This window comes from [Clostridium] clostridioforme AGR2157, from assembly GCF_000424325.1.
Classification (GTDB): Bacteria; Bacillota; Clostridia; order Lachnospirales; family Lachnospiraceae; genus Enterocloster; species Enterocloster clostridioformis_A.
On record NZ_AUJR01000058.1, the window covers coordinates 19,124 to 29,196 of the forward strand.

Consider the following 10,073-nt stretch of genomic DNA (forward strand, 5'->3'; position numbering starts at 1 on the left):
GAGAATGGTACAGCTTAAAAAACAGTATGTGAGATATATCATTACAGCCGTAATCCTGGCGGCTGCAGTGCTCTGGGTAATCCGTCTGAACAGTATCACCAGGACACAGCTTATTAACCGCACCGGTCAGAGTTTTGAGACCGGTGTGGTTGTCGGCATATTACAGGACAATATACAGGAGGACGGAATGCGCATTGGCCAGCAGACGGTTGTGGTGCGCATGACGAGCGGTGAGAAAAAGGGAGAGGAGCTGACCACTACCAGCAGTGCGGGTTATCTGTTTGGAGCCGCGTGTACTGTGGGTATGAGGGTAGTGGTGATGCAGAGCATAGCCGGCGATTCTGTGATTACCAGTGTCTATTCCATGGACCGCAAGGAAGTGATAATAGGATTTGCCGTGCTGTATCTGGGGACTCTCTGTGTTATAGGAGGAAAAAAAGGAATCAGGGGCGCTCTGGGGCTGGTGTTTACATTTGCGGCGATTATCTATGTGTACCTGCCTCTCGTATATCAGGGACACTCGCCTTTTATGTCGGCAGTCTTTATATGTGCGGTAACAGCGGCGGTCACTCTGTACCTGATAGGAGGGGCTGGGAAAAAGACGGTGTGCGCCACGGCCGGGACTTTGGCGGGCGTTGTGATAGCAGGGGTGGCTGCCGCCATATTTTCCAGACTTTCCGGCATTACGGGATGGAATGTGTCGGATATAGAGAGCCTGCTTACCCTGTGGCAGACCAATAACATTCAGGTGGGAGGACTGTTGTTTTCCGGTCTTCTCATCAGCTCTCTGGGCGCGGTGATGGATGTGGCCATGTCCATTTCCAGCTCCATGCAGGAGTTCTGCAGCCAGAATCCGGAGATATCCCGCCTGGAGCTTATGAGAGCAGGAATGCGGGTGGGCCGCGATATGATGGGAACAGATTCCAATACCCTGATACTTGCGTTTGCGGGAACCAGCCTGTCTATGCTGGTGCTGGACTACGCCTATGAGCTTCCCTATCTCCAGATTATAAACTCCAATAACATAGGGATTGCGGTGATGCAGGGGCTGTCCGGCAGCTTTGGCGTGGTTTTAAGCGTGCCGGCCACGGTATTGATGGCTGCTTACATTTATAAAGGTGAAAATGGATAATGAAAAGCGGACTCCGAAGAGTCCGCTGTCTGTTGTTAGTGGTAGAGCTTCTTATGCTCATATACCGGCTCAGAGGTGAGCTGCACGCCCAGCTTGCTGAATACCTTAATGTCTACGTCGGACAACATGACGGAGGTGTGGACCTGGCAGCCCCGAAGTTTTGGAAGCTGTGCCAGGGCTTTTTTTGCGGTTTCATCGGTGGCTGCGCTCATGCTCAGGGCGATAAGTACCTCGTCGGTGTGGAGACGGGGGTTTTTGCTGCCCATGTATTTGGTCTTTAAGGTCTGGATGGGCTCGATGGCCGACGGCGCAATTAGGTGTATATTGTGCGGGATGTCTCCCAGGACCTTAATGGCGTTTAACAGGAGGGCGGCAGAGGCTCCTAACAGGCTGCTGGTCTTGCCTGTGACGATGGTGCCGTCATCTAATTCCATGGCCGCGGCAGGGCCGCCGGATACCTTGGCCCGCTCCAGACAGGGCGCGATGACAGGGCGCATGGTGGAATCGATTTTTGCCTTGTTCATCAGAAGGTTGATTTTGTAGACTTCGTCGGAAGTCCCTTCTTCCTTGGCCAGACGGTTGAGGGCATGGTAGTAGCGTCGGATGATTTCCTGCTTCGATGCCCCGCAGCAGGCTTCGTCGTCCATGATGCAAAAGCCCGCCATGTTCACTCCCATGTCCGTGGGGGACTTGTAGGGGCTTTCTCCGTATATGCCTTCAAAGATGGCGTTTAATACAGGGAAAATGTCTACATCCCGATTGTAGTTCACCGTGGTTATGCCGTAGGCTTCCAGGTGGTAGGGGTCTATCATATTCACATCGTTTAAATCAGCGGTGGCCGCCTCGTAGGCCAGGTTCACCGGATGCTTTAAAGGAAGGTTCCAGATAGGGAAGGTCTCGAATTTGGCGTATCCGGCCTTGATGCCGCGCTTGTTCTCGTGGTACAGCTGGGAGAGACAGGTGGCCATCTTCCCGCTGCCGGGACCAGGAGCCGTGATGATTACCAGGGGACGGGTCGTCTCGATGTAATCGTTTTTGCCGTAGCCTTCGTCGCTGACAATGAGAGGCACATTGCTGGGATAGCCTTCGATGCAGTAATGGCGGTACACCTTGATGTTGCGGTGCTCCAGCTTGACCTTGAACTGGTCGGCGCCGCTCTGGCCGCTGTACTGGGTGATGACAACGCTTCCCACATAGAGACCCTTGTCCCTGAATTCCTGAATCAGACGGAGGACATCCTCGTCGTAAGTGATGCCCAGGTCGTGGCGGACCTTGTTCTTTTCAATGTCGGCTGCATTGATGGCAATGAGGATTTCGGCCTGGTCAGCCATTTGAAGGAGCATACGAAGCTTGCTGTCCGGTGCAAAGCCGGGCAGGACCCTGGAGGCATGGTAGTCGTCAAAAAGCTTGCCTCCGAATTCCAGATACAGCTTGTCTCCGAATTCCCCAATACGCTGTTTGATGTGCTCTGACTGCATGGTTAGATATTTTTCATTATCAAATCCGATTTTCATTTCTTCTGTAATCTCCCGGTTTTTTATAATCACATACTTTTTTAGTATAGCACAACTTTCAGGCCTTCGCTACAAGGAGTTTTGAGGGGATTATCGAAATATTTATAAGCACTACGTATAACGATAATTAAATATATTAATTTTACTAATTTATTATCTTTGTGTTATGATAGGAGCAGATAAAAGGGCAAAGGTCCTTTTTGCGTTGTGTTCTAAAGAAAAGGTCATGATGAGAGCAGGAGGTTGCTAAATGAGCGTAAGACGAATATTTGTGGAAAAGAAGCCAGCTTATGCAGTGAAGGCAGGAGAGCTTCGTGAAGAACTGGATAATTATCTGGGTATCAGCAATGTGGAGAATGTGCGGGTATTAATTCGCTATGATATTGAGAATCTGTCAGAGGAAACCTATAAAAAGGCGCTGGTGACCATTTTCTCAGAGCCGCCGGTGGACCAGGTGTATGAGGAAGAGTTTCCGAAGAATCCGGGAGACTTGGTATTTTCCGTGGAATATCTGCCGGGACAGTTTGACCAGAGGGCGGATTCGGCAGAGCAGTGCGTGAAGCTTCTTAAGGAAGATGAGGAGCCGGTCATCCGGTCCGCCACCACCTATGTGGTTACAGCGCCCCTGACAGCAGAACAGGAGGAGGCGATCAAGAGCTTCTGCATCAATCCGGTGGACAGCCGCCAGGCGGATGATGAGAAGCCGGAGACACTGGTGACGGAATTCGAGGTTCCGGCGGACATACTGTATTTTGATGGATTCGCGGATTCTTCAGAGGAGGAGCTGAAGGCTCTTTACGGCACCCTGAATCTGGCCATGACCTTTAAGGACTTCCTCCATATACAGAATTATTATAAGAAGGAAGAGCACAGGGACCCGTCCGTGACGGAAATCCGTGTGCTGGATACCTACTGGTCAGATCACTGCCGCCATACCACCTTTTCCACAGAGCTTAAGAATGTAAGCTTCACAGACGGCGATTACAGGGAGCCCATTGAGGAGACCTATAAGCAGTATCTGGCTGACAGGGAAGTGATTTATAAGGGAAGGGACGATAAGTACGTATGCCTTATGGACCTGGCTCTTATGGCTATGAAGAAGCTGAGGAGCGAGGGAAAGCTCCCGGACATGGAAGTTTCCGATGAAATCAATGCCTGCAGCATCGTGGTGCCGGTGGAGATTGACGGGGTGACAGAAGAATGGCTGGTTAATTTCAAGAACGAGACACACAACCATCCCACTGAGATAGAGCCTTTCGGCGGCGCTGCCACCTGTCTGGGCGGAGCCATACGTGACCCGCTGTCAGGGCGCACCTATGTGTACCAAGCCATGCGCGTCACCGGCGCGGCTGACCCGACCAGGCCGCTGGGGGAGACCCTTAAGGGCAAGCTGCCCCAGAGAAAGATAGTAAACAGCGCGGCCCAGGGATATTCCTCCTACGGCAACCAGATTGGTCTGGCAACCGGCTATGTGAAGGAAATCTATCATCCTGGTTATGTTGCAAAGAGAATGGAAATCGGTGCTGTCATGGGCGCTGCTCCCAGGAAGGATGTTATCCGCGAGACCTCTGATCCGGGGGATATCATCATCCTTTTGGGCGGGCGTACGGGCCGCGACGGAATCGGCGGAGCCACCGGTTCTTCCAAGGTTCATACCACTTCCTCCATTGATGTGTGCGGAGCCGAGGTACAGAAGGGGAACGCTCCCACAGAGCGCAAGATTCAGAGGATGTTCCGCAGGCCTGAGGTCAGCAGAATCATCAAGAAGTGCAATGATTTCGGCGCAGGCGGCGTATCGGTAGCCATCGGAGAGCTGGCTGCGGGCCTTAAGATTGATTTGGACAAGGTTCCTAAGAAATATGCGGGTCTGGACGGCACGGAGATTGCCATTTCCGAGTCCCAGGAGCGCATGGCAGTGGTGGTGGACCCAAAGGATGTGGACCAGTTCCTTGCATATGCCGCAGAGGAAAACCTGGAGGCAGTGACCGTGGCAGTGGTGACAGAGGATCCAAGGCTTAAGATGGACTGGCGCGGCAAGACCATTGTGGACCTGAGCAGGGCTTTTCTGGACACCAACGGGGCGCATCAGGAGGCGGACGTGACCCTGGAGGTTCCAGGCCGGGCGGGAAACCTCTTTGATAAGGCTGATGTGGCTGACGTCAGGGGAAAATGGCTGGGCATGCTTTCCGACCTGAACGTGTGCTCACAGAAGGGGCTGGTGGAGCGTTTTGACGGCTCCATCGGTGCTGGTTCCGTATTCATGCCTTACGGCGGCAGATATCAGCTGACCGAGACCCAGGCCATGGTGGCCAAGCTTCCCGTGCTGAAGGGACATACAGATACTGTTACCATGATGAGCTACGGCTTTGACCCCAGGCTTTCCAGCTGGAGCCCATATCACGGCGCTGTGTATGCAGTGGTTTCCTCCGTTGCAAAGATTGTGGCGGCCGGCGGCGATTACAGCAGGATTCGTTTCACCTTCCAGGAGTATTTCCGCAGGATGAACGAGAACCCAACCAGGTGGAGCCAGCCCTTCTCCGCACTTCTGGGCGCATACAGCGCGCAGCTGGGCTTTGGCCTGCCCTCCATCGGAGGAAAGGACAGCATGTCCGGAACCTTTGACACGGAGGACGGTGAAATCAATGTTCCGCCGACCCTGGTTTCCTTTGCCGTGGATGTGAACAGCCATAAGAATGTGATTACCCCTGAGTTCAAGTGTCCGGGCAGCAAGATTGTTGTGTTCAGGATTGTAAAGAATCAGTATGACCTGCCGGACTACAGCCAGGTCATGGACGGGTATGGAAAGATATTTGAGGATATAAAGGCAGGGCGCATTATATCCGCCTATGCCGTGGAGGGCAATGGCCTTGCGGAGGCAGTGAGCAAGATGGCATTCGGCAACAAGCTGGGTGTGAGGATTGAGCATAATGTGGATCCAAGGGATTTCTTTGCCGCAGCATGGGGCGATATCATGTGCGAGGTGCCGGACGGAATGGTGGGACAGCTGTCCATATCCTATACCGTCATCGGTGAGGTGACTGACAGAGGTGAATTTGAGTACGGAAATGTATCCATCGCCATGGATGAGGCATTAGACGCATGGATGACTCCTCTGGAGGATGTGTTCCCAACTGTCGCCGGCAGGGAGGCAAAGGGGAATGAAGCTGCGCTGGAAGAGAAGCTGTATCACAGCGACGCAGTGTATGTGTGCGACCATAAAATCGGGCAGCCAACCGTATTCATTCCGGTGTTCCCGGGAACTAACTGCGAGTATGACAGCGCCAGGGCCTTTGAGCGGGCGGGCGCAAAGGTGGTTACCAGGGTGCTGCGCAACATGAGCGCCGAGGATATCCGCCAGTCCGTGGACGAATACAGGAGGGAGATTGCAAAGGCCCAGATAGTCATGTTCCCGGGCGGTTTCTCAGCAGGCGATGAGCCGGAGGGCTCTGCCAAGTTCTTTGCCACTGTGTTCCGCAACGCGGTGATGAAGGAGGAGATTGAAAAGCTCTTGGGAGAGAGAGACGGACTGATGCTGGGCATCTGCAACGGCTTCCAGGCCCTGATTAAGCTGGGCCTCCTGCCGGAGGGTGAAATCAAGGAGCAGGGACCGGAGTCACCTACCCTTGCCATGAATACCATTGGCCGCCATGTCTCCAAGATGGTATATACCAAGGTGGTATCGGATAAATCCCCATGGCTGGCAGGCGCCGGCCTGGCCAGCGTATACTGCAATCCGGCATCACACGGCGAGGGCCGTTTCGTGGCCAATGAATCATGGCTTCACAGACTCTTTGCCAATGGCCAGGTGGCAACCCAGTATGTGGATGACCAGGGCAGATGCACCATGGACGAGTACTGGAATCCAAATGGCTCCTATATGGCCATAGAGGGCATCACCAGCCCGGATGGACGGATTCTGGGCAAGATGGCCCATTCCGAGCGCCGGGGCGAGGCGGTTGCCATGAATATTTATGGGGAACAGGATATGAAGATATTTGAGTCCGGTGTGAGGTATTTTAGGCTGTAGGAAAAGGTACCGATCCAATAGGGGATCAGATGGTATGCGGACGCATGTAGTGAGTCGCGTCCGTGAGACCCGGGAACACAGTCCGGGATGTGACCGTTTCCGCAGTGTGAGAGACTCAGGCGCAAGGGGCGTAAACTTACTTTAGATAACAATCAGCCAAAGGGCCGCATATTAAGATGACACCAAGATAATGCGGCCCTGTATATTTTTTGGTATGCCGGTAGCCATGGCATGCCATTTTTCTTTTTCCTGATTATAAATGATGCAGACGCGATGTTACGCTTAGATATTATCATTCGGATTAAACTCATGTGATACATTTTCTTGTGAATGAGAAAAATACTTCTTCATTTTGAATATATTCCATGATATAATTTTCAAAACAGACTACCAAAACGAGGGAAACATATGGACGATTTAGCATTAAATTATCAAAGTGATTCTATTAGGGAATTGGAGAATTTGTCTCCCATAAGGCCATGCAGGATGGATGGGGACGCTCTACCGTATCAGCGTCATGGTAATGTTGGAATCAGATCTGACTTGGAAACGCTGACGTTCAAAGAAAAAAGCGCTTTTGCCGCAGGACGCGGCGGCAAAGAACAATAATGTATGTGTGGTTATATCGGTAGCGGACATCAAGGCCGCAAGAGAGTTTTATGAAGAACTATTCGGATTATCAGGATTACGGAAGGAACATCGCTTTCACCTGCGGTCTGGCGTTTCACACTATGAAACAACAGCGGGAATTCCAACAGTCTTCCGATAAGTTATTACGATAAATTGGTGGATACAATTAACCATAATGATATTGGAACTGATGAATTTGCGACAGGCGGTTTTACGCAGTCCAAGGCAAAAACAATCCATGCACCAGTCATTGAAGAAGCATTTATAAACATGGAATGTACTTTGAAAGATGTGCAGGATTTAAGCGGTGCAGGCATTACATCAATGATTATCGGACAGGTATGTTACAGGAGAGCCTAATCAATCTGCGATTGCTACTGTGAATATCGAAAAATATGATTGATAAATCTGAAATTGCCCGCTGGGTTAGATGAATGGAGGATATAAGGAGGGACAATAGGAAGCTGTGTGGAGGAATCAACGAATATGAAAAGATATATTGCGTTTTTGCGCGGTGTCAATATAAGTGGTAAAAATAAGGTACCAATGGCAGAATTAAAGAAAGGCTTTGAAGAGCTTGGGTTTAGAAAGGTTAAGACATATCTGAACAGTGGAAATGTGATTTTTTCAAGTGATGAAGATAATATAGGGAGTCTTACAAGCTGGATTGAAACCATGATAAAAGATCAGTTTGGTTTGGACATTCCTGTTTTCGTCACGTCAAAAGAAGATCTCGAAGACATTTTGCATAATGCACCTGACTGGTGGGGCAATGAAAACAGGGAAATCTATGATAATCTAATATTTATTATGCCTCCAGCTACATTTGCTGAAGTATGGGGTGAGATTGGAGAACCCAAGGAAGGCTTAGAAAAGATAAAGGATTATGAGGAAGCGGTATTCTGGTCTTTCAGTCGAAAAGATTATCAAAAAACAAACTGGTGGTCAAAGACGGCAAGTGCAAACATCAGCAGCAAACTGACAATAAGAACGGCAAACACCGTCAGGAAGATAGTTGCAATGTAATTGCTTTCCAAATTTAGCGAGGTGTGAAAATAGAATTAGTGGATTTTTAAGAGCTGCTAAATGCCTGGAATGAGAAATTAATATAAGCAAAAGACCCATTCCAAGGGCGCAGAGTACCGCTATGTTGAACATCTGTACTGCCCGGCCATCCTCTCCCCAGCCCAGGTGGCCGGAGAACAGCTGGATAGCGTCCAGCTTATGGCCGCTTTTGGCGCAGTGCACACCTTGAACCCGAAATGCTTTCCATCCATCATCACGAGTCGTAGTATTAGAAGGCACATTCTTCGTCAGGCAAACAAAGAATTTTCCTCGTACATGGCCTGATTGTCCGGATGGGTGTCGATGCGGATATTAAGGACGCCTGTTTTCAGGACATACTGTTCTGCCTCCGAGAACAGCCGGGCAGCCAGTCCACGGCCTTTCATGGATTCTTCCACACATACCCGGTGGAATGCAAAGTAAGGCTCCTGGTTCAGCCAGGCCCCGTCTATGGAGGCATAGCTGGCTTCCGGTCCGGGGACAATGGTAATCATCCCAACGATCTGTCCCATGTCCTCAAGTACATGAAGCTGGTACTGGAGGATGGAAGCCTCCAGTACCTGGCGGTTGGGTTCCCCCTTCTGCCACTGGTTGCTATTGCATTTTACCCCCCGGCTGTTTATAATTGTGATATTATATGATTTCACACAGAGGAAAGGAGATTAAGCAAGATGAACACAGCACTGACAAGGGAGACGGCCTTAGAGGCCCTGAAAAAATATAACAAGGAACCGTTCCACATCCTCCACGCTCTTACCGTGGAAGGCGTGATGCGTTGGTTTGCCCGGGACCAGGGATATGGGGAGGAGGCGGATTTCTGGGGAATCGCCGGCCTGCTGCACGACGTTGACTTTGAGATGTACCCGGAGCAGCACTGCGTCAAGGCGCCGGAGCTTCTGAAGGAAGCAGGGGCAGAGGATGAGCTCATTCATGCCGTGTGCAGCCATGGGTACGGTCTTGTCTCGGATGTGAAGCCGGAGCACCAGATGGAAAAAATTCTGTTTGCATCGGACGAGCTTACAGGCCTGATTGGGGCGGCGGCCAGGATGCGCCCGTCCGGGAGCGTCATGGACATGGAGGTGTCCAGCCTTAAGAAGAAGTTTAAGGACAAGCGCTTTGCGGCAGGATGTTCCAGGGATGTAATCAGGGAAGGGGCCGAGGGCCTGGGCTGGACCCTGGAGGAGCTTATGGACAAGACCATCCAGGCCATGCGCTCCTGTGAGGCCGCTGTCAATGAAGAGATGAAAGCATACGAGGCATGATGCCGGCCTGAGGATAAGTATTGACATACATAACAAAGTAAGGTATTATTTCCACTTGTAACGCCATACATATAAAGTGGCATTTATTTTCCAAGCCTAAGGTAAAAACCACCGCCTTTAGGCGGTAGAGCTTCAGCGGCATTTCCTTTTCCAGGAGGCAGTGATATAATTGGCGTATCGGGAGGTACGTAGAAATGGCAAATTACAGAAATGGGAGTCATACGGTATATGATATAAAGTACCATTTTGTGTGGATAACGAAATATAGATATGAAGTATTAAAAGGAGATGTAGCCTTTAGGCTACGAGATTTGCTGAGACAAGGCTGTGACAGTCAGGGAATAAAAATATTACAAGGAAGTATACAGCCGGATCATGTACATATGCTATTGTCATGTCCAGCGAACTTGGCCCCCAGTGAGATTATGCAGAACCTGAAAGGA

General features: G+C 50.7%; 7 protein-coding genes and 2 pseudogenes. 7 read left to right on the top strand and 2 right to left on the bottom strand.

The window, feature by feature from the left end:
• Nucleotides 1-4: 4 nt before the first annotated feature.
• Nucleotides 5-1,132, top strand: coding sequence for a YibE/F family protein (locus tag G614_RS0119940; protein ID WP_027643363.1), 1,128 nt, complete (start codon nt 5-7; stop codon nt 1,130-1,132).
• A gap of 35 nt (nt 1,133-1,167) precedes the next feature.
• Here the strand turns inward: G614_RS0119940 and G614_RS0119945 are convergent, their stop codons facing one another.
• Nucleotides 1,168-2,646 (bottom strand): DUF1846 domain-containing protein, encoded by a 1,479-nt coding sequence (locus G614_RS0119945; protein ID WP_027643364.1) that lies wholly within the window; start codon nt 2,644-2,646, stop codon nt 1,168-1,170.
• 250 nt (nt 2,647-2,896) lie between these two features.
• On the opposite strand from G614_RS0119945, the gene G614_RS0119950 reads away from it, so the two are divergent.
• From G614_RS0119950 to G614_RS0119965, 4 genes and pseudogenes are all read left to right on the top strand, one after another.
• Nucleotides 2,897-6,673: a phosphoribosylformylglycinamidine synthase gene (locus G614_RS0119950; RefSeq protein WP_027643365.1), complete on the top strand. Its 3,777-nt coding sequence runs from the start codon at nt 2,897-2,899 to the stop codon at nt 6,671-6,673.
• Nucleotides 6,674-7,081: 408 nt separating this feature from the next.
• Nucleotides 7,082-7,282, top strand: coding sequence for a hypothetical protein (locus G614_RS33005; RefSeq protein ID WP_027643366.1), 201 nt, complete (start codon nt 7,082-7,084; stop codon nt 7,280-7,282).
• 144 nt (nt 7,283-7,426) lie between these two features.
• A pseudogene (locus G614_RS28175) lies at nt 7,427-7,706 on the top strand (hypothetical protein); the annotation flags it as partial.
• 83 nt (nt 7,707-7,789) lie between these two features.
• Complete coding sequence (locus G614_RS0119965; protein ID WP_027643368.1) at nt 7,790-8,329, top strand: DUF1697 domain-containing protein; 540 nt, start codon at nt 7,790-7,792, stop codon at nt 8,327-8,329.
• Between the two features lie 314 nt (nt 8,330-8,643).
• Here the strand turns inward: G614_RS0119965 and G614_RS28180 are convergent.
• Nucleotides 8,644-9,015 (bottom strand): annotated as a pseudogene (locus G614_RS28180) (GNAT family N-acetyltransferase); the annotation flags it as partial.
• 24 nt (nt 9,016-9,039) lie between these two features.
• Between G614_RS28180 and G614_RS0119975 the strand changes: the two are divergent.
• Complete coding sequence (locus G614_RS0119975; protein ID WP_027643369.1) at nt 9,040-9,630, top strand: hydrolase; 591 nt, start codon at nt 9,040-9,042, stop codon at nt 9,628-9,630.
• A gap of 194 nt (nt 9,631-9,824) precedes the next feature.
• Nucleotides 9,825-10,073, top strand: a 249-nt coding sequence (tnpA, locus tag G614_RS30450) for an IS200/IS605 family transposase (RefSeq protein WP_027643370.1), incomplete at its 3' end; no start/stop codon positions are given.

Bases quoted from the DNA above. Each gene is read 5' to 3' on its own strand.
- G614_RS0119940 (WP_027643363.1), top strand. From the start codon at position 5: ATGGTACAGCTTAAAAAACAGTATGTGAGATATATCATTACAGCCGTA.
- G614_RS0119945 (WP_027643364.1), bottom strand. From the start codon at position 2,646: ATGAAAATCGGATTTGATAATGAAAAATATCTAACCATGCAGTCAGAG.
- G614_RS0119950 (WP_027643365.1), top strand. From the start codon at position 2,897: ATGAGCGTAAGACGAATATTTGTGGAAAAGAAGCCAGCTTATGCAGTG.
- G614_RS33005 (WP_027643366.1), top strand. From the start codon at position 7,082: ATGGACGATTTAGCATTAAATTATCAAAGTGATTCTATTAGGGAATTG.
- G614_RS0119965 (WP_027643368.1), top strand. From the start codon at position 7,790: ATGAAAAGATATATTGCGTTTTTGCGCGGTGTCAATATAAGTGGTAAA.
- G614_RS0119975 (WP_027643369.1), top strand. From the start codon at position 9,040: ATGAACACAGCACTGACAAGGGAGACGGCCTTAGAGGCCCTGAAAAAA.